Genomic DNA, 25,621 nt, shown 5'->3' on the forward strand with positions numbered 1-25,621 from the left:
CCGGTTGGACCCCAATGAACCTCAGCCTGAGCGACATCGCGCCACCCCTGCGCTGGACCTCTCCCGGCCAGGTAGCGCCGATCGCAACCGACACCCGTCTTCCTGAGGCGTGGTGGCAGGCAATTCCGCTGGAGCGGGCCTGCTCCACCATCGGGACCTCCGAGGTCGCCGGTCGGCTCGCCGACCTCGCCTTGGCCTGCTGGGGTCATCTGGTGCTCGGGGACGTCCTGCCCCTGCTCAGGTTCTCCGACCCGGCTGCGAGCGCGCAGACGCCGGAGGCGCTCGGCCGGGAGGCGGTGCACCGGCTCTTCGCCGACGTGCTGCAGCGGTTGCTCGAACCCGTTCCCGAGGACGGTGCCGCGCCGGGCCGCGCCACCCGCCCGGACCGGCCGCTGCCCGACCTGATCGACGGGGTCTTCTCCGCTCTGGACGAGCGGCAGCGCGCCATCGCCAGGGACCGGCTCTACGCCTCCCAGCGGGTGACGCTGGACGAGCTGGCCCAGCGGTTCTCGGTGACGCGCGAGCGCATCCGGCAGATCGAGCGTGACCTGCGCGACCACGTCGAGGCCTGGCTGGCGACCCCGGAGGCCGCCCCGCTGGTGGCGCACGTGTCGTGGCTGCGGGGCCGGCTCGGCTCCGCCGTGCCCGCCGACGACCTGGCCGCCGCGGTGCCCTGGCACCGTACCGACCTGGCCACGCTGGGCATCCCGGCCTGGCGGTTCGTGCGCACCCTGCTGACCGGCTACGAGCAGGTGGACGGATGGCTGGTCGCGGGCGGCGCCGACGAGCTCCGGGAGAAGACGCGGCAGCTGTTCACCGACGGGCCGCGTCCCCTGGCGGAGGCCATCACGCTGGTCAGCCAGCTCGGCATCCGCGAGGACGTGGCCGAGCGCTGGCTGGTCTCCGTGCCGCAGCTGCGGGTCCTGGAGGACCACGTGGTGCCGTGGCCGCGCAGCGTCAACGACAAGGCGGAGGCCGTGCTCGCGGTGGCCGGCAACGCGCTGACGCCCGAGGAGATCCAGGAGCGCATCGGCGAGGACTACAGCCTGGTGGGCATCCGCAACCAGCTCACCGCCGACGACCGGTTCCTGCGCCTGGACCGCAACAAGTACGGCCTGACCCGCTGGGGCGGCGAGCAGTACCTGGGCATCCGCGAGATGATCGTCCGGGAGATCGAGCGGGCCGGTGGCGAGGCCTCGGTCAACACGATCGTGGCCAGCCTGACCGGCCGCTACGACGTGAGCGAGAGCTCGGTGCGCGCCTACGCGGGCGGCCCCGGGTTCGAGCGCACCCAGCGCGGGTGGATCCGGGTGGCCGGGACCGAGCCGGCCGACTACCAGCCGCGCCGGGACGTCTCGGCGACCCGCCGCTGTTTCCGCAGCCGCGACGGCCGCTGGTGGCACCGGGTGGACGTCAACGCCGAGCACCTGCGCGGCTCGGGCTCCCCGCTGCCCACCGGTTTCGCCGCCTACCTCGGTATGGCCCCCGGCGGCCAGCTCACCGCCTCCACCCCGGCGGGCGATGTGGTGATCAGCTGGCACAACCAGCCGACCATGGGCTCCATCCGCCCGATCCTGGCCTCCTCCAACGCCGCCGAGGGCGACCACGTCTTCCTGACGGTCTCCGACGGCGGCGAGCTGCTCACCCGCTACCTGCCCGCGGCGCTGCCCGGCATCCCCGGCCTGAACCGGGCCCTGCACCTGATCGGCTACACCGCCCCGGTCGCCTCCGAGGCCGAGGCCCTGCGGCTGATCGGCACCCGGATCGGCCTGCCCGAGGGCGCCGCCCGCGAGGAGGTCCTGGCCCGCCTGCGCGACCGCGGCGACCGCGACATCCTCGCCTACCTGGAGGGAACCGCCTGACCGTACGTACCCCGAACCCCGCACGAGATGGTGGCGCGCCGTACGGGACGGTGGCGCCGGATGGGGTGCCGAGTGTGTCCGTGCTCGTCTTTCCGGGTTCAGGGAGTGCTTTGCCGGGCGACGATGTGGCGGGCGCGGGGGCGGTGGTCCCACCGGCCCTGTGGGGCGCCCCGCAGGAACTCCGCGCGGAGGCCGGCCACGAAGGTGTCCCCGCGGGCGATGGCGAGAGCGCTCAACGGCCCTGACCGGACGTAGGCGTCGAAGAAGGCCGGCGCGTCGGGATGGGACATCGGGTGGGATGGACGGTCGTCCCGTTCGATGACCGCGCCCTGCGCGCGCAGCGTGGGCACGAGCTCGTCCTCCCATGCGCTGTCCCCGGCCGGCACGTGCCGGCGGACCACCGCGTCCATCCGGGCGAACGGCCCGTCGGACTCGGTGACGTCCGGCCAGTAGACGACGGAGAGCACTCCCCCGGGGCCGAGTGCGGCCAGCCATGACGTGATGGCGTGCTCCGGCCGGGGAAGCTGCTGGAGGCCGAACACGGAGACCACGGCGGCGCAGTTGCCCGTCCAGCGCGGGTCGAGGGTTGAGGCGTCCCCCTCGACGACGGTGACGCCGGGCCGGTCGCCCGCCCGCAGGCGTGCGCGCCGGACCATCTCCGCGGACAGGTCGATGCCGACGATCTCACGATCGGGGAAGAGCTCGATCAGGGCGTCCAGCTCGGGGAACGTCCCGCAGCAGGGCACCAGGACCGGGCCGGAGCGGGTGTCGTCGATTTCGACAGCCTGCACCGCAGCGGTCACCCAGGGGGCGAAGCGGGGGACGAAGTAGGCGTCGTACCCCTCCGCAGCTCCGTCCCAGCCGGCGGCGATGCGTTCGAGGCGGTCGTTCACAGCCTGGTCGTTCACAGCGTGGCCGCGATCCTTTCCGCGCCTCGTCCGGACAGTCCGGCGAGCCCGGCGGCGCGGCCGGTCGCCAGCAGGAGCAGGTCGCCCACCGGGCCGCGGATCTCGTCCGGTCCTTCGCCCGCGGACCAGTCCAGGTCGGTCGCGACCAGCCGCATGCCCTCGAAACGGCGTCGGGCGCCGTAGAAGAGGCTGACGCGGACGTGGTCGAGGGCGGCGGCGGCCTGCTGTGTGGGCATCTCCCGGGTACGGCCCAGCGGGCGGGCGATGTCCTGCCCGTGCACCAGCGCGTCGACCAGCGGGTCCAGCGGACCGGCGCCGGGCGCGCGGTGGTCCGAGCCCGCCGTCGCGCGCACCTGCTCGATGAACTCCGCGGGCCGGTACCGGGCAGCCCGCTGCCGGGCGGCGGTGGAGGTCATCCGGTCCCAGTCACCCCGCGCTCTGATCATGCCCGTGATCGTACCCAGCAGGGTGGTGCGGGTGGACAGCGTCAGGTGGGCGGCCACGTCATGGACCGTCCAACCGGGGCACAGCGAGTCCGCCGCCCACTCGTGCGGTTCCAGCTCGTCCAGGAAGTCGGCGAGGCTCAGGCGCTCGGCGGTCAGCCAGGTCATGATCGTGTTGCTGTCCATGGTCGGTCCTCCGTGTCATGTCCGCACCGGCGTGGCGCCGTACAGCATCACTACGAACCGGGCCCGGCTGGATGGACACCGTCCCCGAGAATTTTTTCGGCCCTCTGATCACCCTCCCGTTAGGCTCGGGGCATGTTGCGGCTCCATGACGCGGTGCGGCGGCGGGCCGAGCCGGTCGTGCCGGAGGGCGCCCGTTCCCTGCGGCTGTACGCCTTCGGCCCGCCCGCCGGGCACCGGCTCCACCTGGGGGACCTCCGGTCGTTCCTGCTGGCCGACCTGGTCGGGCGGCTCGCTGGACGGCGCCGGGTGCGGGTGCTGACCTGCCACGTGACCGACGGGGAGGCGTTCGCCGACGACCTGCCTGCGCTGAACGTCCGGCCTCCGGACCGCTCGCTGCCGGTGGATGAGGCGATGGCGCTGTTGTCCGGATCTGCCCCCGGGGTGACCGAGCCGGGCACGCCTCCCGGACTGATCGTCCTCGATCCGGGCGTGCCGGGGACCGCCCGGTGGACCGGGAGCGGGCGGCTGTCCTTCGAGGGCCGGGAGCTCCTCCCCGGGCAGGACGGATCCGGTTCCGTACGGCTCCGGGACGTCGCGGAGGCGGACCTGGATCCGCTGGCCGTACGGCTGGCGCTGCTGGGACACCGCTACCGCGAGGACGCGGAGCTCACCTGGGACGCCCTGCGCGCCGCCGACGGGACCCTGCGGCTCTGGCGTTCCCGGGTCGCGACGTGGTCGGAGGCGCCGAGCGCCCCGATGCCCGCCGACCGGGTCGCCGCGATCGAGGGCGCCCTCGACGACGATCTCGCCACCCCGCTCGCCCTGCGGCTCATGGACGAGCTGGAACGGGACGAGTCACTCGCCCCCGGCTCCCGCTTCGAGGCGTTCCTCCACCTCGACCAGATCCTCGCCCTGGCCCTCCCCTCGGAGATCGGCCGCCCCCCGGCCGGTTAAATGTCGGTGCCGCCCGATAGCGTCGCGATCATGAGTGAGAACGGTGTCGCCGTGCGGCGGGCGCAGGCGCGGGATCTGGACGGTGTGGTGGCCTGCAGTGCGGCGCTGTTCGCCGAGGACGCGGGCGCCCGCGACCCGGCGCTGAACGTGAACTGGCCCCGGGAGTACGGCGCGGCGAAGTTCGCCGAGGCCATCGGCGACCCCGGCCGCCTGGTGCTGGTGGCCGACGACGGCGGGCAGGTCATCGGCCACCTGACCGGTTCGGTGTCCGGTCCCACCCCGATGCGCCCGGTCGTGGTGGCCACCCTCGGCAGCGTCTACGTCCGGCCCGCCTACCGCGGCCAGAAGATCGGCGCCCGGCTGGTGGCGGAGTTCCGGGCCTGGGCCCGCGAGAACGGCGCGCAGTACGCCGGGGTGACCGCGTACGCGGGCAACGAGGGGGCGTCCCGCTTCTTCGAGCGCAACGGCTTCGGGATGCACGCGGTGGTCCGGGAGACGGCCCTCATCTGACGCGGCACTTAACTTACGAGCCACGTGACTTACATTTGATGCTACTTACCTCTGACGTAAGTTACGTGGCATGTTAGTTTGAGTTATGGCCTCTCAACGTTTTGTCGGTCGCGCAGCGGAGCTGGAGGCGCTGGAACACTGGTGGGAGAGCCCTTTCCCACGTCCCGGGCTGGTATGGGGTCGCCGTCGTGTCGGCAAAACCGCCCTCATCGAACACTTCGCCGCCGGACGACGTGTCGTCTTCCACACGGCGGCGCGGCGCCCCGTCCTGGACGAACTGGCGGAGCTCTCCAACCGGATGGCGGCCACCGTCTCGATCTCCGGACGCGACCTGCGCACGCGGCCGTACGAACGCTGGGAGGACCTGCTGGAGGAACTCGCCCTCGCAGCCCGCGACGAACCGCTCCTGCTGGTCCTCGACGAGTTCCCTGAGCTGATCGCCATATCTCCGGCGCTGCCGGGAATCCTCCGGGCGTTCCTCGACCGGTCACGCGGGAAGACACAGTTGCGCATCCTGATATGCGGATCGTCGGTACGCACGATGGAGGCCATCCAGGACTACCGGGAGCCGCTCTACGGACGGTTCGACCTGACCCTGCTGCTCCACCCTTTCCGCCCGCACGAGGCCGCAGCGATGCTGCCCGGGCTCCGGCCCGCGGAGCGCGCGCTGGTCTACGGAATCGTCGGCGGAATGCCGCAGTATCTCGAATGGTGGGACCAGGACGCGTCGGTGACCGACAACCTCCGGCGACTCGCCTGTCGTCCGGGCTCCATACTGCTCACCGAAGGTGACCGGGTGGTCAATTCCGAAGCCGAGGCCGGCAGCCTTCCCGCCGTGGTGCTCTTCGCCATCGCCTCCGGCAAGACCAAGCACCAGGAGATCGCTGACGCGATCAAGACGGAACCGAGCCGTACTCTGGACCGGCTCATCCAGATGCGGCTGGTGGAACGTCAGATTCCAGTGACCGAAGACCCCCGGCGCAGCCGTAAGAGGATCTACCGCATCGCCGACAACTTCCTCGCCTTCTATCTGGGTGTGCTCGAAAGCTATCGAGCCGAGATTGAGCGTGGACTCGGCCCTGCCATCGTCGGCGAGATCGTCTCCGATCTGGACGACCACATGGGGGCGGTGTACGAGGAGGCTTTCCGGGAGCACCTCAGACGCCTGGCAGTGGCCGGGCGTCTGGGCCCGTCCGTCGTCGCGGTGGGCCCGTGGTGGCGCACCGATGGGCAGGATCAGATCGACGCGGTGGTCATCGGGCGGCGCAACCGTACGAAGGTGCCCGTCATGGTAGGTGAGTCCAAGTGGGCTCGCGAGGTGGACGCGGCACGGCTCTGCCGCAAGCTCGCCGCCAAGACAACCGAGTTGACCGCGGCCCCAGACGATCTCACCTATGCCGTCTGCGCCCGCGAGTCGATCGTCAACGCCTCTCCCGAGATTCTCACCGTCACGGCCACCGACATCTTCGCCTCGGACCTCACCTGACCGGCGGACGCGTCAGAGGGCGTGCGGGGCGACGACGATGCCGTCCTCGTCGCTGTAGAGCCAGGAGCCCGGGGCGAAGGTGACCTCGCCGAAGGTGACGGGGACGTCGATCTCGCCGGCGCCGTCCTTGGCGCTCTTGCGGGGGTTGGAGCCGAGGGCCTTGATCCCCAGGTCGAGAGTGGCGAAGGCCGCGGTGTCCCGGACCGCCCCGTTGATCACGACGCCGGACCAGCCCGAGGCGACGGCGGAGGCGGCGATCAGGTCGCCCATCAGGGCGGTGCGCAACGAGCCCGCGCCGTCCACGACCAGGACCCGGCCCTGTCCCGGCGTCGCCAGAACCTGCTTGACCAGGGCGTTGTCCTCCAGGCAGCGGATGGTGGCGATGGGGCCGGCGAAGCGGGGGCGCAGGCCGTACGAGCGGAACTGCGTCACGCAGCTCGCCAGGATGTCGCCGTGGGCGTCGATGAGATCGGCGGTCGTGAACTCCATGCGCCGAATTCTGGCGGATACGACAATGGCGCCCCTACGTCGGGGGGCTGACAGACTTGCTGGGACATGTCACCTAGGAGGTCTTTGTGAGGTTCCGGCCGTATGCCTGGATGCCCCGATCGCTGAAGTGGCTCGCGCGGGCGGTCACCGTCATCGTGGTGCTCGGGCTGGCTCTCGGCGGGGTGGTCGTGTGGAACGTGCGGGCGTCCTTCCCCCAGCTCTCGGGCGAGCTCAAGGTCGCCGGCCTGGCCGGAAAAGTCACTGTATACCGTGATAAAAACGGCATCCCGCACATTTATGCGGACTCCTCGGAGGACCTCCTCCTCGCCCAGGGATACGTCCACGCCCAGGACCGGTTCTTCGAGATGGACTTCCGGCGGCACCTGACCGCCGGGCGGCTCTCGGAGATGTTCGGCTCCTCGACGCTCGTCGAGGACAAGGTCATCCGGACCATGGGCTGGCGGAGGGTGGCCGAGCAGGAGCTGCCGATGCTGACCGAGCAGACCAGGCACGCCCTCGACTCCTACGCCGCGGGCGTGAACGCCTGGCTGGAGAGCCGCCGGGGGGCGGCGGACAGGAGCCTGGAGTACGCGGTCCTGAAGCTGACCAACTCCGGCTACCAGCCCGAGCCCTGGACCCCGGCCGACTCCCTCTCCTGGCTCAAGGCCATGGCCTGGGACCTGCGCTCCAACATGTCCGACGAGATCAGCCGGGCGCTCGCGGCGACGAAGCTGCCCGCCGAGCGGGTGGAGCAGCTCTGGCCGGAGTACCCCTTCGGCACCAACCGGCCGATCGTGACCCGGGGCGCGGTCTCCGGCGGGAAGTTCGACCAGGACGCCGACCCGCGCGAGGAGCGCGAGCGGGAGAACGAGAACGCCACGCGTCTCGACGCCGACGTGCTGACCCGCGCCTCGCGGGCCCTGCGGGCCGTGCCGAGCCTGATGGGCGACCCCGCGGGCGGGAACGGCATCGGCTCCAATTCCTGGGTGGTGAGCGGCGAGCACACGGCCTCCGGCAAGCCGCTGCTGGCCAACGACCCGCACCTGTCGGCCGCCCTGCCCTCGGTCTGGTACCAGGCGGGGCTGCACTGCCGTACGAAGAGCGCCGCCTGCCCCTTCGACGTCACGGGGTTCACCTTCTCCGGAGTGCCCGGCGTGATCATCGGGCACAACGGGAAGATCGCCTGGGGCTTCACCAACCTCGGTCCCGACGTCGCCGACCTGTACCTGGAGAAGATCAAGGACGGCTCCCACCTGCTGAGGGGCGAGTGGAAACCGCTCACCACCCGGACCGAGACGATCCAGGTGGCCGGGGGCGAACCGGTCCGCCTGCAGGTCCGGGAGACCACGCACGGGCCGATCATCTCCGACGTCATGACGGACGTGCGCGAGGCGCTGCCCGGCGCGACGAGGACCGCGGGTGAGCAGGCCGACGCGGTCGCGCTCCGGTGGACCGCGCTGGAGCCCGGCCCGACCGCGGATGCGATCTTCGCCCTCAACACGGCGCAGAACTGGCAGGAGTTCCGCGCGGCGGCCGCCAAGTTCCAGGTGCCCGCGCAGAACATCGTCTACGCCGACACCGAGGGCAACATCGGCTACCAGGCGCCCGGCCGGATCCCCGTCCGCGCCCGCGGCGACGGAACCTGGCCGGTGCCCGGCTGGACCGGCGAGTACGACTGGAAGGGCACGATCCCCTTCGACGAGCTGCCCAGCCTCTACAACCCGCCGGAGGGCTACATCGTGACCGCCAACAACGCGGTCGCCGACCCGGCCGTCTACCCGCACCTGCTCACCCGGGACTGGGCGTACGGCTACCGCTCCCAGCGCATCCGGGACCGCCTGACCGCGGCGCTGAAGGAGGGCAAGGTGGACGCCGCCGCGATGAGCGCCCTGCAGCAGGACACCCACAACGGCTTCGCCCGGTTCCTGGTGCCGAAGCTGATGGACCTGGACGTGGCCGGTCCCGCGAAGCAGGCCCGCGAGCTGCTGCGCGGGTGGGACGGCTCCCAGCGGGCGGACTCCGCCCCGGCGATGTACTTCAACGCCGTCTGGCGGCACCTGCTCATCGCGGCCTTCAACGACGACCTGCCCGAGGGCGCCCGGCCGGGAGGCGGCGACCGGTGGTTCGAGGTGGTCCGCGCGATGCTGGAGCGGCCCGGCGACCCGTTCTGGGACGACGTCACCACGGACGGCGTCAAGGAGGGCCGGGACGACATCCTGCGCCGGGCCATGGGCCTGGCCTACGACGAGCTGAACGAGCGTCTCGGCCCGGACCCCCGGGACTGGCGCTGGGGCGACCTGCACGCCCTGAAGCCGACCCACCAGTCGCTGGGTTCCTCGGGCGTCGCCCCGATCGAGTGGCTGTTCAACCGGGAACCGCTCCCGGTGGCCGGAAACGACGACGCGGTCAACGCCGCCGGCTGGGACGTGCAGGAGGACTACGCGGTGGGCTGGCTGCCGTCCATGCGGATGGTCGTCGACCTGGCCGACCCCGACAGGTCCCAGTGGATCAACCTGACCGGCGCGTCCGGGCACGCCTTCCACGCCAACTACGCCGACCAGGCGCCGCTGTGGGCGAGCGGGCGGACCACCCCGATGCACGCCCGCGAGGAGTCGGTGCGGAAGGCGGCGGCGAACACGCTGACGCTCGTCCCGTGAGGCCCCGAAGAGACGGCCGGGAGTCACTCCCCGCCGGAGCGCCTCCGCGCCGCCCTGACCCACCACGGCGGGACGCGCGGGTAGTTCCCGTCCTCCAGGTTCGCCAGCCGCTCGAAGACGTTCCACGACGCCTGGTTCCCGCAGACCAGCATCGAGACGATCACCGCGACGACGTAGAGCGGGAGCATCACGGGGCCCACGCAGACGGCGTACTGCGAGGCGTGCCGGTCCTCGTGGCGGAGCAGGGCGCCGCTGAGGTAGCCCTCCGCCTCATCGTGCCGGGTCAGGACCACGTTGCCGACGGTGAACGCCCCCGCGACCGGGAACGGGATGCGGTAGCCGTGCGCCAGGATCAGCCCGTCGGGCCCCGGCGTCACCCGCGCGCGGCCGAGGCGGGCCACCAGCAGCCCCAGGGGCGTGGACAGGTTCACGTAGTTGATCGTCCGCCGCATCCGGTGCCATCGCCGCATACGGTGATTGTGGGCTATCCCGACAGCCGACGGTAGCGGCCCTCGTGGTAGAGCAGGGGCGAGCCGTCGGCCGGAGTCGCCACCGCGACCACCTCACCGACGACGATCGAGTGGTCGCCGCCGTCGTGGACCGCGGCCGTCCGGCACTCGACGGTGGCCAGGGCGTCGTCGAACAGCGCGACGCCGAGCCGGCCGTGGTGGTGCGGGTGTCCCTTGAGCCGGCCCTCGATGGGACGGCCCCGGTGGGCGAAGAAGCGGGAGGCGTCCTCGGCGGTGTCCCGCAGGACCGACACCCCCCACACCCCGGCCGAGAGCACGGCGCCGTGGAAGCGGGCGATCTTCTCCACGCAGAACAGTGCGAGCAGGGGGTCGAGGGAGACCGAGGCGAAGGAGTTGACGGTCATCGCGTAGTCGGTCCCGCCGAGCCGGGTGGTGACGATCGCGACGCCGGTCGCGAAACGCCCCACCGCCCTGCGGTAGGCGTCGCGATCGACCCGTTCCTCTGACTGCACGGAGGCCACCCTATGCAATCAGGACGGATCGGGCTTCACCCGCCCCAGGCCGTACGACCGCCCGGTGAGGAGCCACGACCCGCCGCCCCCGGAGGGGACGAGCAGGACGCCCGCCAAGATCGAGAGCACGCTCCCGTAGAGGTAGACGTACCCGGAGACGTCGTTGGCGATGATCACGTCACCCTCCGGGCGCTCGGCCAGCCAGAGCATGGTGGCCAGGAGCCAGCCCACCGCGGGCGTCAGCGCGGGCGCCTTGCCGCCCATCATCCGCCCCGCGCCGTAGCAGACCGCGAAGAGCAGGGCGACCCAGCCGACGGCCGAGACCGGGACGGGCCGGATGTACCACGAGTGGTGGAAGCCGCCGAGCAGGCCCGCCAGGACGCCGAACAGGGCGAGCACGGCGTACGTCAGGACGGTGAGGGCCGCCGGGCCCCGCTCCGCGCCGCGGACCCGTCCCCGGGCGTACCCGGGGATCTGCCCCGGGACCTGCTCTGTCACATTCACCGAGGCTATCCGATCCCGGCGAACAGATCGTCTTCGCGGTCGTACGGCTCGCCGATGCCGCCCGCCTCGACCGGCGCTCCCTTCCCCGCCGGGCCGGGCACACCGGCGCGGAGGATGAAGTGCTCGACTCCGAGCGCCTGCTGGCCGACGTTGTTGGACAGGGCGAACCAGGGCGCGTCCACGCTGATCTGGGTGGCGTGCGCGCGCATCGCCTCCAGCTTCGCGCCGACGTGCTCGCGGGCGTCGATCTCGGTGGTGACGTCCTCGTCCGCGCAGCCGTACGGCAGATCGTCGACGTCCTCGATGAGGAACCCGACCCCCGCCTCGCGCATCGCCTCGGTGGCCTGGCGTATCGACGACCTGGTCATCGCGGTGAAGTAGAACTTGGCGACCCGCCACGGCTCGCCCTCGCCGAACGCCGGGTCCGCGGCCAGTTCGAAGGCCCGCCGGGAGACGCGGTGGGCCTGGATGTGGTCGGGGTGGCCGTAGAAGCCGTTCTCGTCGTAGGTGACCAGGACCTGGGGCCGTACCTCGCGGATCACCTTGACCAGCTCCCCCGCGGCCTCGTCGAGATCGGCCTGCCAGAAGGCGTCCGGCCGGCCGTTGGAGGCGGCGCCCATCATGCCGGAGTCGCGCCAGCGGCCGGGACCTCCCAGGAAGCGGTGATCGGTGACGCCGAGCGCCGCGCAGGCCGCGGCGAGCTCGCCGACGCGGTGCCGGCCCAGGGTGTCGTCGCGGTCGGCGGTCAGGTGCGCCAGCTCCGCCGGGATGACCTCTCCCTCCTCGCCGAGCGTGCAGGTGACGAGGGTGACCCGGGCGCCCTCGGCCGCGTACTTGGCCATGGTCGCCCCGGTGCCGATGGTCTCGTCGTCGGGGTGGGCGTGCACGAGCAACAGACGCCGATCATTCATGTGCCAGAGCGTATCGGCGGCTCATCCGGCCGCCCCCACAGACCTGGCAGGATGGTGCCATGAGTGAGAGCTTCCCTCGTCTGCACGCCAGGACCCGCCGTTTCACCCTGGGAGTGCCGCGTGGTTTCACGATCGCGCCCGACGGCTCCCGGATCCTCTTCCTGCGGACGAAGGGCGGCTCGGACGCCGTCACCTGCCTGTGGGAGTTCGACGTCGCGAGCGGCCGGGAGCGCCTGGTCGTCGACCCGCGCACGCTGGACGCCGACGAGGAGAACCTCCCGCCCGAGGAGCGCGCCCGCCGCGAGCGCAGCCGGGAGCAGGCCGGCGGCATCGTCGGCTACAGCACCGACAGCGCGGTGACCACGGCCGCCTTCGCCCTGTCCGGCGCGCTCTACGTCGCCGACCTGCGCACCGGGGACACGCGCCGGCTCGCCACGCCCGGCCCGGTGATCGATCCGCGCCTCTCCCCCACCGGCGGCCACGTCGGCTACGTGACGGGTGGCGCGTTCCACGTCCAGGACCTCGACGGCGGCCCCGGTGACGGGGCCGGCCGCGCGCTGGCGACCCCGGAGGCTCCCGAGGTGACCTACGGCCTGGCGGAGTTCGTCGCGGCCGAGGAGATGGGCCGCATGCGGGGCTACTGGTGGTCCCCCTCGGGCGACGCGGTGCTGGTCGAGCGGGCCGACGAGTCCCCGGTGCGCACGTGGTTCATCGCCGACCCGGCCAACCCGGACCGGCCCGCCACCGAGCAGCGCTACCCCGCCGCGGGCACGCCCAACGCCGTGGTCGAGCTCTTCGTGCTGGGCCTGGACGGCTCGCGCGTGCCCGTCCCCTTCACCGACGAGTACCTCGTCACGGCCCGCTGGGACGCCCACGACCTGCTGATCGTCACCATGTCGCGCGACCAGCGCTCGATGAGCCTGTTCCGGGTGGACCCCGCGACGGGCGCGACCGCTCTCGTCCGCCGGGACACCGACGACGCCTGGGTGGAGGTCGTCACCGGCGTTCCCGGTCACCTGTCCGACGGCACCCTCGTCTGGGTCGCGGACGCCGACGGCGGACGCCGCCTGATCATCGGTGACGCGCCGGTCACCCCGCCCACCCTCCAGGTCCGCGACGTCCTCGACGTCGAGGGCGACGCGGTGCTCTTCCGGGCCAGCGGCGGCGACCCCGCCGAGATCGCCCTGTGGGCCTACCGCGACGGCGGCATCACCCTGGTCAGCCCGGCCGAGAGCGGCGTCTACAACGGCCGCACCGCGGGCGGCACCCTCCTGGTCACCGCGCAGACCCTCGGCAGCGAGGGCACCACGGTGCAGGTCTCCCACCACGGCGCGCCGCGCGGCCACATCTCCTCCCACGCCGAGCGTCCCGGGCTGGACCTGCGGGTCTCCCTCATCCGCGCGGGCGAGCGCGAGCTGTCCACCGCGGTGATCCTCCCCTCCGGCCACGTGCCCGGCTCCGCGCGGCTACCGGTCCTGATGGACCCGTACGGCGGGCCGCACGCCCAGCGCGTCCTGGCCGCCTCCGGCGCCTTCCTGACCAGCCAGTGGTTCGCCGACCAGGGCTTCGCGGTGGTCGTCGCCGACGGCCGGGGCACCCCGGGCCGCGGCCCGGCCTTCGAGCGGGCCATCCTGCACGACCTGGCCACCCCGGTCCTGGAGGACCAGGTGGACGCCCTGCACGCGGTCGCCGCCCAGTACCCCGACGACCTCGACCTGTCCCGGGTCGGCATCCGCGGCTGGTCCTTCGGCGGCTACCTGGCGGCCCTGGCGGTGCTCCGCCGCCCCGACGTGTTCCACGCCGCGGTGGCCGGGGCGCCGGTGACCGACTGGCGCCTGTACGACACCTGCTACACCGAGCGCTACCTCGGCCACCCCGACGAGGGCCACTACGACGCCTCGTCGCTGTTCGGCGACGCGGGCAAGCTCGACCGCCCGCTCCTGCTCATCCACGGCCTGGCCGACGACAACGTGGTCGCCGCGCACACGTTGCGGCTGTCGTCGGCGCTGCTGGCCGAGGGCCGCCAGCACAGCGTGCTCCCGCTGTCCGGCGTCACCCACATGACCCCGCAGGAGGTCGTGGCCGAGAACCTGCTGCTGCTCCAGGTCGACTTCCTCAAGAGGTCCCTGGGGATCACGGAAGATCTCGGCTGAGGCCTACCGGGACGTGCCGTGCCAGCTGCTCCACAGGGCGGCGTAGGAACCTCCCGCGGCGACGAGCTCGTCGTGGGAGCCCAGCTCGCTGATCCGGCCGTCCTCGACCACCGCGACCCGGTCGGCGTCGTGCGCCGTGTAGAGGCGGTGCGCGATGGCGATCACGGTGCGGCCGTCGAGGACCGCCGCCAGCGAGCGCTCCAGGTCGCGGGCGGCCCTGGGGTCGATCAGCGAGGTGGCCTCGTCGAGGACCAGCGTGTGCGGGTCGGCCAGGACCAGGCGGGCGAGCGCGAGCTGCTGCGCCTGGGCCGGGGAGAGGGTCTCCCCGCCCGAGCCGACGACGGTGTCCAGACCGTGGGGCAGGGTCTCGACCCACTCCCAGGCGTCGACCGCCTCAAGGCACTCCCGGACCCGGGCGTCGTCGGCGTCCGGGCGGGCGATCAGCACGTTGTCGCGGAGCGTGCCCCGGAACACGTGGTGTTCCTGGGTCACCAGGGCGACGTGGCCGCGCAGGTCGTCCAGGGGGAGTTCGACGAGCGGGGTGCCGCCGACCGTGACCGCGCCCTCGCGCGGGCCGTGGACGCCCGCCAGCAGGCGGCCGAGCGTGGACTTGCCCGCGCCGGACGGGCCGACCATGGCCAGCCGCTCCCCCGGCCGGACCGTCAGGTCGATGCCGTGCAGCACGTCGTGGCCCTCGCGGTAGGCGTAGCGCACGCCGTCGGCCCGCAGCTCCTCCCCGTCGGGGACGCCGGAGCCGGCCTCGCGGTCGTCGGGCACCTCTGCCACGCCCAGCAGGCGGGCCATCGAGGCCCCGCCGACCTGGAGCTCGTCGATCCACATGAGCAGCCGGTCGAGCGGGTCGGCGAGCTGCTGCACGTAGAGCACGACCATCGTGATCTGGGCCAGCGAGACCCACTCCTCGATGTAGAGCAGGCCGCCGGCGACCAGCGTGACGGCGATGGGGATCACGTAGCTGAAGTCCACCGCCGGGAACCAGACCGTGCGCAGGCCGAGCGTGTAGCGCTCGGCCGCCCACGAGCGGGCGATGTCGGTGTCGGTACGCCGGTGGCGGCGCTCCTGCAGGCCCAGCGCCTCGACCGTGCGGGCGCCGTTGACCGTCTCGGCCAGGCCGTCGGTCATGTCCGCGTAGGCGGCGCTCTCGCGGAGGTAGCCGGCCGTCGCCCGCCTGAGGTACCACCGGGTGGTGAACCACAGCAGCGGGGCCGACGAGAGCGCGAGCAGCATCAGCAGCGGGCCCGCCAGTACGAGCGCGCCGACGCTGATCGTGATGGTGACCATCGCGATCAGCGTCTCGGGCACGGCGTACCGCACGGTCCGCGACAGCGCGTCCACGTCCCGCGAGGTCCGGCTGATCAGGTCGCCCGACCCGGCGCGCTCGACCGTGGACAGCGGCAGGCCGAGCACCCGGCCGACGAACTCCTCGCGCAGCTCGGCGAGGACCTTCTCGCCCAGCCGGGAGGAGGTCAGGACGGCGAACCTGACCAGCAGGGCCTGGAGGGTCAGGAACCCCGCGACGGCCAGCGCGACCGCCGCGACGTCGACCCGGACGCCCTTCTCGATGTCGTGGACGAGCCCGCCCAGCAGCCACGGCACCGTCAGGCCGGCGACGGCGGCCAGACCGTGCAGGGTCAGCGTCACCGCCAGCTCCCGCGGATACCTCAGCGTGAGCCGCCGGGCGTAGGCCCGGACCTGTGCCTGGTCGGCGACCGGCAGGATCTTCCTGCTCATCCGGCTCAGCCCTCCTCTCGGGTGACGGTGGCGGCGTAGGCGGGCGCGGTGGCCAGCAGCTCCCGGTGGGTGCCACGGGCCCGCACGACCCCCTCCTCGACGTAGATCACGTGGTCGGCCCGGTCGAGCACCAGCGGGCTGGTGGTGCAGACCAGCGTGGTCCGGCCGGACCGGGCCTTGGCCAGCCGGTCGGCGATGCGGGCCTCGCTGTGGGCGTCGACGGCGCTGGTGGGCTCGACCAGGATGAGCACCTCCGGATCGGCCGTCAGGGCGCGGGCGAGCCGGAGCCGCTGCTGCTGTCCGCCGGAGAACTCCCGGCCGGCCTCGGCGACCTCGCTGTCCAGGCCGTCCGGCAGAGCGCCGATGATGTCCTCGGCGCACGCGGTGTGCAGCGCGGCGGCGAGATCCTCCTCCGACGCCTTGCCGGTGGTGTCCAGCTCGTCCCGGAGCCGCCCGGCGAACAGCGCGGCGCCGTTGTCGGCCACCAGGATCCGGCGGCGGACCTCGGCCAGCGGCAGCCTGTCCAGCGGCACGTCGCCGAAGTCCACGTCGCCGTCGGTGTAGCGGCCGAGCCGGTCGGCGATGGCGATGGACTCCTCGGGAGAGGCCGCCGCGACGGCGGTGAAGATCCCGGGACGGACCGCGACCCCGGAGGCCACGTCGCGCAGCAGGCCCCCCTGGCAGGCGGCGCCGGAGTCACCGGTCCCGCCGGCCACCTCGGGTTCCAGGTTCAGGATCCGCACCACCCGGCCGGCGGCGACGTGCCCCTTGGCCAGCTTGTCGGCCGCCTCGGTGAGGGTCCGCATCGGGGCGATCAGGAAGACGGCGGCGCCGTAGAAGGCGACGAGGTCGCCGGTGGTGATCTCGTCCCGGAGGGCGAAGGTCGCGCCCAGCCAGGTGACCCCGGCGATCAGGAGGCCGGGCAGCAGGATCTGCGCGCCCTCCAGCACCGACTGCACCGAGGCCACCCGCACGCCGGCATGCCGCACCTTCTGCGACTCCCCCGCGTATCGGTCGGCGAAGACCTGCTCGCCGCCGCCGACGCCGCGCAGCACCCGCAGGCCGGCGACGATGTCGGCGGCCCGGGTGGAGAGCTCGCCCTGCAGGTCGCGGTGCTCGTGCTGGCGCCGGTGGAGCGGACGCAGCAGCGGCGCGACGGCGACCGTCATGATCGGCACGCCGACCAGGACCGTCAGGCCCAGCGGCACGGAGGTCCTGATCAGGATGACGGTCACCGTGACGATGGCGAAGACCGAGCCGACGGCGCGGAGCAGGATGTCCAGCGCGTTGCCGATGTGGGCGATGTCGGAGTTGCCGACGCTGACCACCTCGCCGGTGGACACGCGCTTGGGCAGCGTCGCGCCCAGCCGGGTCGCCTGCCTGGCGATGACCTGGACGGTCCGGTAGGCGGCGCTCAGCCAGTTGAAGACGGCCATCCGGTGCCGCATGGTGCCCGCCACCGCCTGCACGGTGCCCAGGGCCAGCACCACCGCGCCGCAGATCAGCAGCGCCGAGGTGTCCTCGGCCCGGATGGCGTCGATCCCCGCGCCGACCGCGATGGGCACCAGCGCCATCGCGATCCACCACACGATGGCGTAGCCGATGCCGACGGCCAGGGGACCCGCCTGGCGGCGGGCGACCCAGAGCAGGTAGCGGATCGGCGATCGGGCGTCGGGGGTGCCGGGGTCGGCGACAGGTAAGGAACGCATAACCGTTCCAGGCTGGCAAGGTCCGCCCTGGTCAGGCAAACCATTTTCCGGCCTCCGTCAACTCTCGTTGACATCTCGCTGGCGTCAACATAGATTGACAGCATGAGCGATACGGCGCAACTGGCCTCCGACGCCGGCAGCCGCGACCCCGCCGTCGGCCTGCGGGCCGTGCGGGCCCTGCGGATGCTGGTCGAGCGCCTGGAGGCCCTCCAGGTCGAGAACGCGCGCGAGCAGGGCTGGTCCTGGCAGGAGATCGCCCACTGCCTGGAGGTCTCCCGGCAGGCGGTGCACAAGAAGTACGCGGGGGGCCGGGGGCTCCTGAGGAGGGAGAAATAGTCATGTTCGAGCGGTTCACACGGGACGCCCGCCAGGCCGTCAAGCTCGCCCAGGAGAACGCCCGGCGGCTCAACCACCACTTCGTCGGGAGCGAGCATCTCGTGCTCGGCCTGCTCGACCAGCCGGACAGCGTCGCGGCCCGGGTGCTGGCCCGCCACGGCCTGGACCACGAACGGGCCTACCGGGCCGTGTTCGACATGATCCCGCCGCACGCGGGCGACCGGCTCGACGCCGACGCCCTGGAGGCGATCGGCATCGACCTGTCCGCCATCCGGGAGCGGGTCGAGGCCGCCTTCGGTCCCGGCTCCCTGGACCGGCCGCCGCAGCGCGACCGCCAGGGCCGCCTCTTCAGCGGGCGGCACGTCGCCTTCACCGGCCCGGCGAAGAAAGCCCTGGAGCTGTCCCTGCGCGAGGCCGTCCACCTGAAGCACAACCACATCTCCGACGGCCACCTCCTGCTGGGCGTCCTGCGCGCCGGCCCCGGCCCGGCCCACCGCGTCCTGTCCCAGATCGACGTGGACCTGGAGATCCTGCGTCAGGAGGTCGTCACCGAGATGGCCTGACCCGGCGGGCGGGCCGTACGGCAGGGTAGAAAACGGTTTGAACCTCCAGTGACTGGAGGATTGAGGATCGCCTCGTGACCGACCGCACCGAGCTGTTCACCATCGGGCAGCTCTCCCATCACACCGGCCTGGCGGTGCGCACCATCCGCTTCTGGTCCGACACCGGCCTCCTGCCGCCGGCGCGCCGCTCGACCGGCGGCCACCGGCTCTACGACGCCGCGGCCGTGGCCCGCCTGGACCTGGTCCGGACCCTGCGTGAGCTGGGGCTCGGCCTGGACACGGTCCAGCGGGTCCTGGCCGGGCAGGCCACGGTGACCGATGTCGCCAGGACGCACGCGGACGCCCTGGACGCGGAGATCCGCGTCCTGCGGCTGCGCCGCGCGGTGCTGCGGTCGATCGCCCAGCGTGGAAGCACAACCGAGGAGATCAGACTCATGCACGAGATGGCCCGGCTGTCCGCTCAGGAGCGGCAGCGCCTCATCGACGACTTCGTCGACCGCGCCTTCGAGGGCATCGACCCCGACGCGCCGGGAGCCCGCATCGCTCAGGCGATGCGGAGACTCCCGGCCGAGCTGCCCGACGAACCCGCTCCCGAGCAGGTGGACGCCTGGATCGAGCTCACCGGGCTGCTGGCCGATGAGGGCTTCCGGCAGCGGGTGCGCCAGATGGCGGTGGCGGGCGCGGCCGGAGGGGAGGAACGGGAGCCGTACGACTCCGCGCCGATCGTCGAGCACGCCGGGGGCGCGGTGAGGGCGGGTATCGCCCCGGACGGCGCCGAGGGCCGCGCGGTCCTGGAACGGATCATCGCCCCGGACACGCCGGCCGAGGAACGCGTCCGGCGGGCGGAGGAGATCGAGATGTTCACCGACCGGCGGGTGGAGCGTTACTGGCAGCTGATGGGCATCCTCAATGGCTGCGAGCCGTTCCTGCCGGCCGCCGCCGCCTTCGAGTGGTTCGCCGCCGCCCTGCGCGCCCATTCCTGAACCGCGGGCCGGGAAACGGCTGCGGGCCGTACCTCCCCACGAAGGTACGGCCCGCACCTGGCGCCGGGGACAATCCCCGGCAGGAAGACCCTACGGCCTCCGGGTCACTTCGACGCCCTGAGGTAGTCGCGGTTCATCCGGGCGATGGTGTCCAGCGGGATGCCCTTGGGGCAGACTGCCGTGCACTCACCGGTGTTGGTGCAGCCGCCGAAGCCCTCGGCGTCCATCTGCTCGACCATGGCCTTGGCGCGGGAGTCGCGCTCGGGCTGGCCCTGGGGGAGCAGGGACAGGTGGGTGATCTTTGCGGCGGTGAAGAGGGAGGCCGAGCCGTTGGGGCAGGCGGCGACGCACGCGCCGCAGCCGATGCAGGTGGCCGCGTCGAACGCCGCGTCGGCGTCGACCTTCTTCACCGGGACGCTGTGCGCGTCCGGGGCCGAACCGGCCGGGACGGAGATGAAACCGCCCGCCTGGATGATCCGGTCGAACGCCGAGCGGTCCACGACCAGGTCCTTGACCACCGGGAACGGCGCGGCGCGCCACGGCTCGATGGTGATGACCGCGTTGTCCTCGAAGTGCCGCATGTGGAGCTGGCAGGTGGTGGTGGCCACCTGCTCACCGTGGGCGACACCGTTGATGACCATGCCGCACATGCCGCAGATGCCCTCGCGGCAGTCGTGGTCGAAGGCGATCGGGTCGTCGCCCTCCAGGATGAGCCGCTCGTTGAGCACGTCCAGCATCTCCAGGAAGGACATGTCCGGGGACACGTCCTCGACCCGGTAGGTGACCATACGGCCCTTGTCCTGGGGGCCGTTCTGGCGCCAGACCTTGAGAGTGAGGTTCATACCCTTGGCTCGCTCGCTCACTTGTAGCTCCGCTGGCTCATCTTGACGTACTCGTAGTCCAGCGCTTCCTTGTGCAGGATCGGCCCCTGCTCGCCGTACTCCCAGGCCGCGACGTAGGCGAAGTTCTCGTCGTCGCGCAGGGCCTCGCCGTCGGCGTCCTGCGACTCGGCGCGGAAGTGGCCGCCGCACGACTCGGTGCGGTGCAGCGCGTCGATGCACATCAGCTCGGCCAGGTCGAAGAAGTCCGCGACCCGTCCCGCCCGCTCCAGCGCCTGGTTGAGCTCCTCGGCCTGGCCGGACACCTTCACGTTCTCCCAGAACTCCTCGCGGAGCTCGGGGATCCGCTCCAGGGCCTTGCGCAGGGACTCCTCGGTGCGCTCCATGCCGCAGTAGTCCCACATGAGGCGGCCCAGCTCACGGTGGTAGGAGTCTGCGGTGCGGGTGCCGTTGACCGAGAGCAGCTTGTCGATCTTGCTGCGGACCGCGGTCTCGGCCTCGGCCACGGCCTCCTCGTCGACCTCGCCGTAGGGGCCGTTGGCCAGGTAGTCGCCGATCGTGGTCGGCAGCACGAAGTAGCCGTCGGCCAGGCCCTGCATCAGCGCGGACGCGCCCAGGCGGTTGGCGCCGTGGTCGGAGAAGTTCGCCTCGCCGATCACGAACAGGCCGGGGATCGTGGACTGCAGGTCGTAGTCCACCCACAGGCCGCCCATCGTGTAGTGGACGGCCGGGTAGATGCGCATCGGCTGGGTGTAGGGGTCCTCGCCGGTGATGCGCTCGTACATCTCGAAGAGGTTGCCGTACTTCTTCTCCACCGCGTCCCGCCCGAGGCGCCTGATCGCGTCGGCGAAGTCGAGGTAGACGCCCAGACCGCCGGGACCGACGCCGCGGCCCTCGTCGCAGACGTTCTTGGCGGCGCGGGAGGCGATGTCACGCGGGACCAGGTTGCCGAAGGCCGGGTAGATGCGCTCCAGGTAGTAGTCGCGCTCCTCCTCCGGGATCTCCGCGGCGGGACGGGTGTCGCCCGCCTTGACCGGCACCCAGACACGGCCGTCGTTGCGCAGCGACTCCGACATCAGGGTCAGCTTGGACTGGTAGTCGCCGCTGACCGGGATGCAGGTCGGGTGGATCTGCGTGTAGCAGGGGTTGCCGAAGTAGGCGCCGCGCCGGTGCGCCCGCCAGATCGCCGTGGTGTTGCAGCCCTTGGCGTTGGTGGACAGGAAGAACACGTTGCCGTAGCCGCCGGTCGCCAGCACGACCGCGTCGGCGAGGTGCCGCTCGATCTCACCGGTGACCATGTCGCGGACGATGACGCCGCGCGCCCGGCCGTCGCTCACGATCAGGTCGAGCATCTCGTGGCGGGTGTGCATCTTCACGGTCCCGGCCGCGATCTGCCGCTCCAGCGCCTGGTAGGCGCCGAGCAGCAGCTGCTGGCCCGTCTGACCGCGGGCGTAGAAGGTACGGGAGACCTGGGCGCCGCCGAAGGAGCGGGTGTCGAGCAGGCCGCCGTACTCGCGGGCGAACGGCACACCCTGGGCCACGGCCTGGTCGATGATGTTCACGCTGACCTGGGCCAGGCGGTAGACGTTCGACTCGCGGGCACGGAAGTCGCCGCCCTTGACGGTGTCGTAGAACAGCCGGTAGATCGAGTCGCCGTCACCGCGGTAGTTCTTGGCCGCGTTGATACCGCCCTGCGCGGCGATGGAGTGCGCGCGCCGCGGCGAGTCCTGGTAGCAGAACGAGGTGACGTTGTAGCCCAGCTCGCCCAGGGTCGCGGCCGCCGAACCGCCGGCCAGGCCGGTGCCGACCACGATGACGTGGAGCTTGCGCTTGTTGGCCGGGTTGACCAGCTTGGCACTGAACTTCCGCTTCTCCCAGCGGTCCTCGATCGGGCCCTCGGGAGCCTTGGTGTCCCGGATCGGCTCGCCCTCGGTGTAGAACACGCCGCCCACGCGGCCTCCCTCTCCGGTCACGTCCGCAGAGGTGCTCTGCTCGCCGGCTCGCTCGTTGCGCTTGCTCACTTGATCACTCCGATCATGACCGCGACGGGGACCGTGAGGAAACCGAGGACCAGCACCGCGGAGACCCCGGCGGCGGTCAGCTTCAGCGGCCGGTAGCTGCGGCCGCTCGCCAGGCCGAGGGTCTGGAACGCGCTCCACAGGCCGTGGCGCAGGTGCAGGCCGACCATGAGAACGGCGACCACGTAGAAGGCGGTGACCCACCAGCGCTCGGGGGCGAAGCTCGCCACCAGCCGCTCGTACGGCGTGCCGTCCCAGCCGGCCGGGTTGACCGTGCCGAAGGTCAGGTCGAGCAGGTGGTAGATCACGAACAGCAGGATGACGACGCCGCCGTAGCGCATGGTGTGGACGGCGTAGCCGCTCGCCTGGGCCTTGCGCCTGGCCGCGTACCTGACCGGACGGGCCTTGCCCGCGCGGCGGGCCAGGGAGATCGCCGACCACATGTGCAGGATGATCGCGACACCCAGCACGACCTCGACGATGGTGAGCGCGACCCGGCCGGGCAGGAGCGGCTCGCCCATGGTGCGCAGGAAACTCGCGTACTCGTTGAACGAGTCCGCGCCGAAGAACGCCTTGAGGTTGCCGGTCATGTGACCGACGAGGAAGAGCACCAGGATGGCGCCCGTGACGGCCATCACGGCCTTCCTCCCGTTGGAGGAGCCCAGGAACCCGCCCCGCCGCCCGGGCGTCGGGGTCGGAGGAGTCCGCTTGGGCGTCACCGGCGTGGCGGGAGTTCCCGCTGGGGGGTCAACCGGCGCGGTGGAACTTCCGCGCTCAATCATGGCAGTCACGTCCGCAACCGTAGGAAAAGGACTTAAGTCCCGTCCAAGTCATCACAGGTGTGGTTTCCATAGCCTGTGGCTATCCCCTGTGTTTACCCGGGGCTTACAACCGGTGGTCAGCGGCACGAGTGCGAGCAAATTCACAGTGTTCATGGCGATGCTGACGCGTCGCGGCTCGGGGGCCGGTAACCGGCTCCTGCCGTCGTCACGCTTCGTCGCTGCGCTCCGGCGCGCTCCTCCGTTAGTCCACCGGCGCCCCCTCGCGGGTCCATGGCCGTGCTACGCACGGCGGCTCGGGGGCCGGTAGCCGGTGCCGGCGGGAGGGCGGGCGGGGGCGGGGATCGTGGCGGCCGTACGCTTGGGAAACGTGCAGTTCCAGCAACTGGCCTACTTCGTGGCTGTCGCCGAGGCCCGGCACTTCACCCAGGCCGCCGAGCGGATGCGCGTCGCCCAGCCGTCGCTGAGCAAGCAGATCAAGGCGCTGGAGACCGACCTCGGCGCGCCGCTGTTCAGCCGTGCCCGGGGCAACGTCACGCTCACCCCCGCCGGAGAGGCTCTGCTCCCGCTGGCCCGCCGGATACTCGCCGACGCGGAGACCGCCCGCCGGGAGGTCGCCGAGCTGGCCGGGCTGCGCCGGGGGCGGGTACGGCTGGGCGCCACGCCCTCGCTCTGCGCCGGGCTGATGGCCGACGCGCTGGCCAGGTTCCATCGCGCCTATCCCGGCATCGAGCTGCTGGTGGAGGAGGGCGGCTCCCGTGACCTGGTCCGCGCCCTGGCCCGCGGTCAGCTCGACCTCGCCCTGATCATCATGCCGCTGCAGAGCGACGACCCCGCCCTGGTCACCGAGGAGATCCTCCGGGAGAACCTGGTCGTCGTCTCCCCCTCGTCCTCGCGTGCGCGCCGGCCGTACCTGCGCATCCAGGAACTGCGCGAGCAGCCGATGGTGATGTTCCGACGCGGCTACGACCTGCGCGAGGCCACCCTGGGCGCGTGCCGCCAGGCCGGGTTCGAGCCGCGCTTCGCCGTGGAGGGCGGCGAGATGGACGCCGTGCTGCGGTTCGTGGAGGCGGGGCTGGGCGTCGCGCTGGTCCCCTCCATGGTGCTGGACGGCCGCCCCGGCCTGACCGGGACCCCGCTGGCCCCGCCGGGCCTGCGCCGTACGATCGCCATCGCCCACCGCAAGGACGTCGAGCCCACCCGCGCCGCGCAGGCGTTCCGCGCCACCCTGCTGTTCTTCCTCGCCGAGGCCGCCCACGACGGCAGCCTCCCCGAGGGCGTCGAATTGCTCCCGGGTGGTCCCGAGCGGTAAGCCCTAGATCAGGAATCAATCACATGTCCTCCTCCGAAGGACTGGCCCGTTATTCTTCAAAGGTCGAACAAGTGTCCCCTCGAACATGCGAAGAGGCGTAGTGACCGCTCCGCCCAACGAAACACTCACGCTTCTCCTCGTCGAGGACGATGCTGGTGACGCCTTCCTGGTGGAGGAGCTTCTCGCCGAGGCCGAGAACCCCCCGAAGATCATCTGGGTGCGCAGTCTGGCCGAGGGACGGATCCGCCTGACAGACGAGGTCAAGTGCGTGCTCGTGGACCTCTCGCTCCCCGACGCGTCCGGGCTGGAGGCTCTGGAGCAGGTGCTCGCCATGGCGCCGCACGCAGCCGTGCTCGTGCTGACCGGCCTGAACGACTCGCACGTGGGCGTGGAGGCGGTCTCCGCCGGAGCCCAGGACTTCCTGGTGAAGCAGGACATCGACGCCCGGCTCCTGATCCGGGCGGTCCGCTACGCCATGGAGCGCAAGCGCGCCGACCTGGCCCAGCGCAAGCTGGTCGAGGTCGAGCTGACGACCAAGGAGAACTCCCGCCTGGAGCGCGGGCTGCTCCCCGTCCCGCTGCTGGAGCCGGGGGCGCTCCACCACGAGGCCCGCTACCTGCCCGGCCGCCAGCGCACGCTCCTCGCCGGCGACTTCTGGGACACCGTGCAGAGCCCCGACGGCGCCGTGCACGTGGTGGTCGGCGACGTCTGCGGGCACGGACCGGACGAGGCGGCGCTGGGAGTGGCGCTGCGGATCGCCTGGCGGACCCTGGTCCTGGCCGGGCACACCGGCAACGACGTGCTGCGCACGCTCGACTCGGTGCTCCGCGTCGAGCGCAAATCCTCGGAGATCTTCACCACGCTCTGCACGATGACCGTGGAGCCGGGACTGCGGCACGCCCGCATGCACGTCGTCGGCCATCCGCCGCCCCTGCTGATCCGCGACGGTGCGATCGAGGTGACGCCCGGAACGCCGTCCGGCCCACCCCTGGGGATCTTCCAGGGCGTCGAGTGGTCCCCCATCGACGTGCCGCTCGGCGACGAGTGGTCCGTCCTGCTCTACACCGACGGGCTGATCGAGGCCACCGTGGGCGGAGGCCCCGACCTGCTCGGCACCGAGGGCCTGGAGCGGCTGGTGCGCGAGCAGGGCGGCATCCACCTCGACCGGCTCATCGAGCGCGTCATCGAGCTGAACGAGGACCCGCTCAACGACGACCTGGCCGCGGTCCACATCTCGCGGAACGGCAGGCGGTGAGATGACGGGTGGTGAGATGCCGGGCGGTGGCGG

General features: G+C 72.0%; 23 protein-coding genes. 11 read left to right on the forward strand and 12 right to left on the reverse strand.

The annotated features are described in order from the left end of the window. The first annotated feature begins 14 nt into the window (after nucleotides 1–14). Nucleotides 15–1,862, forward strand: coding sequence for a sigma factor-like helix-turn-helix DNA-binding protein (locus IEZ08_RS12530; protein WP_068927039.1), 1,848 nt, complete (start codon nucleotides 15–17; stop codon nucleotides 1,860–1,862). A gap of 98 nt (nucleotides 1,863–1,960) precedes the next feature. Here the strand turns inward: IEZ08_RS12530 and IEZ08_RS12535 are convergent, their stop codons facing one another. Together IEZ08_RS12535 and IEZ08_RS12540 are read right to left on the reverse strand one after the other, a co-directional pair. Further along, on the reverse strand, nucleotides 1,961–2,770 hold the full coding sequence (locus IEZ08_RS12535) for a class I SAM-dependent methyltransferase (RefSeq protein WP_203863363.1): 810 nt from the start codon (nucleotides 2,768–2,770) through the stop codon (nucleotides 1,961–1,963). Then, entirely contained in the window at nucleotides 2,767–3,399 is a 633-nt protein-coding gene (locus IEZ08_RS12540) for a maleylpyruvate isomerase family mycothiol-dependent enzyme (protein ID WP_068927041.1), read from the reverse strand. Before IEZ08_RS12540 ends, IEZ08_RS12535 begins: the two co-directional genes overlap by 4 nt. A gap of 132 nt (nucleotides 3,400–3,531) precedes the next feature. Here IEZ08_RS12540 and IEZ08_RS12545 point away from each other — a divergent pair, with 132 nt between their 5' ends. The 3 genes from IEZ08_RS12545 (at nucleotide 3,532) to IEZ08_RS12555 (ending at nucleotide 6,349) form a co-directional block, all read left to right on the forward strand. Next, nucleotides 3,532–4,353, forward strand: a complete 822-nt coding sequence (locus IEZ08_RS12545) for a hypothetical protein (protein ID WP_068927043.1) — start codon at nucleotides 3,532–3,534, stop codon at nucleotides 4,351–4,353. Nucleotides 4,354–4,383: 30 nt separating this feature from the next. Next, the gene (locus tag IEZ08_RS12550) at nucleotides 4,384–4,863 is read left to right on the forward strand and encodes a GNAT family N-acetyltransferase (RefSeq protein WP_141704248.1); all 480 of its coding nucleotides are present in this window, start codon (nucleotides 4,384–4,386) and stop codon (nucleotides 4,861–4,863) included. Between the two features lie 85 nt (nucleotides 4,864–4,948). Continuing rightward, entirely contained in the window at nucleotides 4,949–6,349 is a 1,401-nt protein-coding gene (locus IEZ08_RS12555; protein WP_068927047.1) for an ATP-binding protein, read from the forward strand. Between the two features lie 12 nt (nucleotides 6,350–6,361). Here the strand turns inward: IEZ08_RS12555 and rraA are convergent, their stop codons facing one another. Then, on the reverse strand, nucleotides 6,362–6,838 hold the full coding sequence (gene rraA, locus IEZ08_RS12560) for a ribonuclease E activity regulator RraA (RefSeq protein WP_189242171.1): 477 nt from the start codon (nucleotides 6,836–6,838) through the stop codon (nucleotides 6,362–6,364). 110 nt (nucleotides 6,839–6,948) lie between these two features. Between rraA and IEZ08_RS12565 the strand changes: the two genes are divergently transcribed. Beyond that, nucleotides 6,949–9,495, forward strand: a complete 2,547-nt coding sequence (locus IEZ08_RS12565; protein ID WP_189242172.1) for a penicillin acylase family protein — start codon at nucleotides 6,949–6,951, stop codon at nucleotides 9,493–9,495. Nucleotides 9,496–9,518: 23 nt separating this feature from the next. On the opposite strand, the gene IEZ08_RS12570 is transcribed toward IEZ08_RS12565, so the two are convergent. From IEZ08_RS12570 to mshB, 4 genes are read right to left on the reverse strand one after another with little or no spacing between them, the layout of a single operon-like run. Continuing rightward, a complete protein-coding gene (locus IEZ08_RS12570) occupies nucleotides 9,519–9,965 on the reverse strand; it encodes a hypothetical protein (RefSeq protein WP_068927053.1) in 447 nt (148 codons plus the stop codon). A 14-nt stretch (nucleotides 9,966–9,979) separates the two neighbouring features. Continuing rightward, entirely contained in the window at nucleotides 9,980–10,477 is a 498-nt protein-coding gene (locus IEZ08_RS12575; protein WP_229803071.1) for a flavin reductase family protein, read from the reverse strand. Nucleotides 10,478–10,495: 18 nt separating this feature from the next. Continuing rightward, a complete protein-coding gene (locus IEZ08_RS12580) occupies nucleotides 10,496–10,975 on the reverse strand; it encodes a DUF6113 family protein (protein WP_068927057.1) in 480 nt (159 codons plus the stop codon). A gap of 11 nt (nucleotides 10,976–10,986) precedes the next feature. Further along, entirely contained in the window at nucleotides 10,987–11,892 is a 906-nt protein-coding gene (mshB, locus tag IEZ08_RS12585; protein WP_189242173.1) for an N-acetyl-1-D-myo-inositol-2-amino-2-deoxy-alpha-D-glucopyranoside deacetylase, read from the reverse strand. Between the two features lie 59 nt (nucleotides 11,893–11,951). Here mshB and IEZ08_RS12590 point away from each other — a divergent pair, with 59 nt between their 5' ends. Continuing rightward, on the forward strand, nucleotides 11,952–14,045 hold the full coding sequence (locus IEZ08_RS12590) for a S9 family peptidase (protein WP_189242174.1): 2,094 nt from the start codon (nucleotides 11,952–11,954) through the stop codon (nucleotides 14,043–14,045). 3 nt (nucleotides 14,046–14,048) lie between these two features. On the opposite strand, the gene IEZ08_RS12595 is transcribed toward IEZ08_RS12590, so the two are convergent. Both IEZ08_RS12595 and IEZ08_RS12600 read right to left on the reverse strand, forming a co-directional pair. Then, nucleotides 14,049–15,794, reverse strand: a complete 1,746-nt coding sequence (locus tag IEZ08_RS12595; RefSeq protein WP_189242175.1) for an ABC transporter ATP-binding protein — start codon at nucleotides 15,792–15,794, stop codon at nucleotides 14,049–14,051. A 5-nt stretch (nucleotides 15,795–15,799) separates the two neighbouring features. Continuing rightward, nucleotides 15,800–17,503: an ABC transporter ATP-binding protein gene (locus IEZ08_RS12600; protein WP_189242176.1), complete on the reverse strand. Its 1,704-nt coding sequence runs from the start codon at nucleotides 17,501–17,503 to the stop codon at nucleotides 15,800–15,802. A 102-nt stretch (nucleotides 17,504–17,605) separates the two neighbouring features. On the opposite strand from IEZ08_RS12600, the gene IEZ08_RS12605 reads away from it, so the two are divergent. The 3 genes from IEZ08_RS12605 to IEZ08_RS12615 all read left to right on the forward strand — a co-directional run bounded on the left by IEZ08_RS12605 (nucleotide 17,606) and on the right by IEZ08_RS12615 (nucleotide 19,385). Then, complete coding sequence (locus IEZ08_RS12605) at nucleotides 17,606–17,839, forward strand: RNA polymerase subunit sigma-70 (protein WP_068927066.1); 234 nt, start codon at nucleotides 17,606–17,608, stop codon at nucleotides 17,837–17,839. Nucleotides 17,840–17,841: 2 nt separating this feature from the next. Beyond that, nucleotides 17,842–18,402 carry a Clp protease N-terminal domain-containing protein gene (locus tag IEZ08_RS12610; protein ID WP_068927068.1) on the forward strand — a complete coding sequence of 187 codons (561 nt, stop codon included), beginning with the start codon at nucleotides 17,842–17,844 and terminating at the stop codon, nucleotides 18,400–18,402. Between the two features lie 74 nt (nucleotides 18,403–18,476). Then, nucleotides 18,477–19,385, forward strand: coding sequence for a helix-turn-helix domain-containing protein (locus IEZ08_RS12615; RefSeq protein WP_068927070.1), 909 nt, complete (start codon nucleotides 18,477–18,479; stop codon nucleotides 19,383–19,385). A gap of 104 nt (nucleotides 19,386–19,489) precedes the next feature. On the opposite strand, the gene IEZ08_RS12620 is transcribed toward IEZ08_RS12615, so the two are convergent. The 3 genes from IEZ08_RS12620 to IEZ08_RS12630 all read right to left on the reverse strand — a co-directional run bounded on the left by IEZ08_RS12620 (nucleotide 19,490) and on the right by IEZ08_RS12630 (nucleotide 23,024). Further along, a complete protein-coding gene (locus IEZ08_RS12620) occupies nucleotides 19,490–20,227 on the reverse strand; it encodes a succinate dehydrogenase/fumarate reductase iron-sulfur subunit (RefSeq protein ID WP_068927072.1) in 738 nt (245 codons plus the stop codon). Between the two features lie 17 nt (nucleotides 20,228–20,244). Further along, the gene (locus IEZ08_RS12625) at nucleotides 20,245–22,167 is read right to left on the reverse strand and encodes a fumarate reductase/succinate dehydrogenase flavoprotein subunit (RefSeq protein ID WP_373294347.1); all 1,923 of its coding nucleotides are present in this window, start codon (nucleotides 22,165–22,167) and stop codon (nucleotides 20,245–20,247) included. A gap of 74 nt (nucleotides 22,168–22,241) precedes the next feature. Next, nucleotides 22,242–23,024: a succinate dehydrogenase cytochrome b subunit gene (locus IEZ08_RS12630; RefSeq protein ID WP_084780702.1), complete on the reverse strand. Its 783-nt coding sequence runs from the start codon at nucleotides 23,022–23,024 to the stop codon at nucleotides 22,242–22,244. A 367-nt stretch (nucleotides 23,025–23,391) separates the two neighbouring features. Between IEZ08_RS12630 and IEZ08_RS12635 the strand changes: the two genes are divergently transcribed. Next, nucleotides 23,392–24,333 carry a LysR family transcriptional regulator gene (locus tag IEZ08_RS12635; RefSeq protein ID WP_189242177.1) on the forward strand — a complete coding sequence of 314 codons (942 nt, stop codon included), beginning with the start codon at nucleotides 23,392–23,394 and terminating at the stop codon, nucleotides 24,331–24,333. 100 nt (nucleotides 24,334–24,433) lie between these two features. Next, the gene (locus tag IEZ08_RS12640) at nucleotides 24,434–25,588 is read left to right on the forward strand and encodes a PP2C family protein-serine/threonine phosphatase (protein WP_229803072.1); all 1,155 of its coding nucleotides are present in this window, start codon (nucleotides 24,434–24,436) and stop codon (nucleotides 25,586–25,588) included. The last annotated feature ends 33 nt before the right edge of the window (nucleotides 25,589–25,621 follow it).

The organism is Planobispora rosea (assembly GCF_014648175.1).
GTDB lineage: Bacteria > Actinomycetota > Actinomycetes > Streptosporangiales > Streptosporangiaceae > Planobispora > Planobispora rosea.

Coding starts and splice junctions, on each gene's coding strand:
- IEZ08_RS12530 (WP_068927039.1), top strand. CDS start 15: ATGAACCTCAGCCTGAGCGACATCGCGCCACCCCTGCGCTGGACCTCT.
- IEZ08_RS12540 (WP_068927041.1), bottom strand. CDS start 3,399: ATGGACAGCAACACGATCATGACCTGGCTGACCGCCGAGCGCCTGAGC.
- IEZ08_RS12545 (WP_068927043.1), top strand. CDS start 3,532: ATGTTGCGGCTCCATGACGCGGTGCGGCGGCGGGCCGAGCCGGTCGTG.
- IEZ08_RS12550 (WP_141704248.1), top strand. CDS start 4,384: ATGAGTGAGAACGGTGTCGCCGTGCGGCGGGCGCAGGCGCGGGATCTG.
- IEZ08_RS12555 (WP_068927047.1), top strand. CDS start 4,949: ATGGCCTCTCAACGTTTTGTCGGTCGCGCAGCGGAGCTGGAGGCGCTG.
- rraA (WP_189242171.1), bottom strand. CDS start 6,838: ATGGAGTTCACGACCGCCGATCTCATCGACGCCCACGGCGACATCCTG.
- IEZ08_RS12565 (WP_189242172.1), top strand. CDS start 6,949: ATGCCCCGATCGCTGAAGTGGCTCGCGCGGGCGGTCACCGTCATCGTG.
- IEZ08_RS12570 (WP_068927053.1), bottom strand. CDS start 9,965: ATGCGGCGATGGCACCGGATGCGGCGGACGATCAACTACGTGAACCTG.
- mshB (WP_189242173.1), bottom strand. CDS start 11,892: ATGAATGATCGGCGTCTGTTGCTCGTGCACGCCCACCCCGACGACGAG.
- IEZ08_RS12590 (WP_189242174.1), top strand. CDS start 11,952: ATGAGTGAGAGCTTCCCTCGTCTGCACGCCAGGACCCGCCGTTTCACC.
- IEZ08_RS12595 (WP_189242175.1), bottom strand. CDS start 15,794: ATGAGCAGGAAGATCCTGCCGGTCGCCGACCAGGCACAGGTCCGGGCC.
- IEZ08_RS12600 (WP_189242176.1), bottom strand. CDS start 17,503: ATGCGTTCCTTACCTGTCGCCGACCCCGGCACCCCCGACGCCCGATCG.
- IEZ08_RS12605 (WP_068927066.1), top strand. CDS start 17,606: ATGAGCGATACGGCGCAACTGGCCTCCGACGCCGGCAGCCGCGACCCC.
- IEZ08_RS12610 (WP_068927068.1), top strand. CDS start 17,842: ATGTTCGAGCGGTTCACACGGGACGCCCGCCAGGCCGTCAAGCTCGCC.
- IEZ08_RS12620 (WP_068927072.1), bottom strand. CDS start 20,227: ATGAACCTCACTCTCAAGGTCTGGCGCCAGAACGGCCCCCAGGACAAG.
- IEZ08_RS12630 (WP_084780702.1), bottom strand. CDS start 23,024: ATGATTGAGCGCGGAAGTTCCACCGCGCCGGTTGACCCCCCAGCGGGA.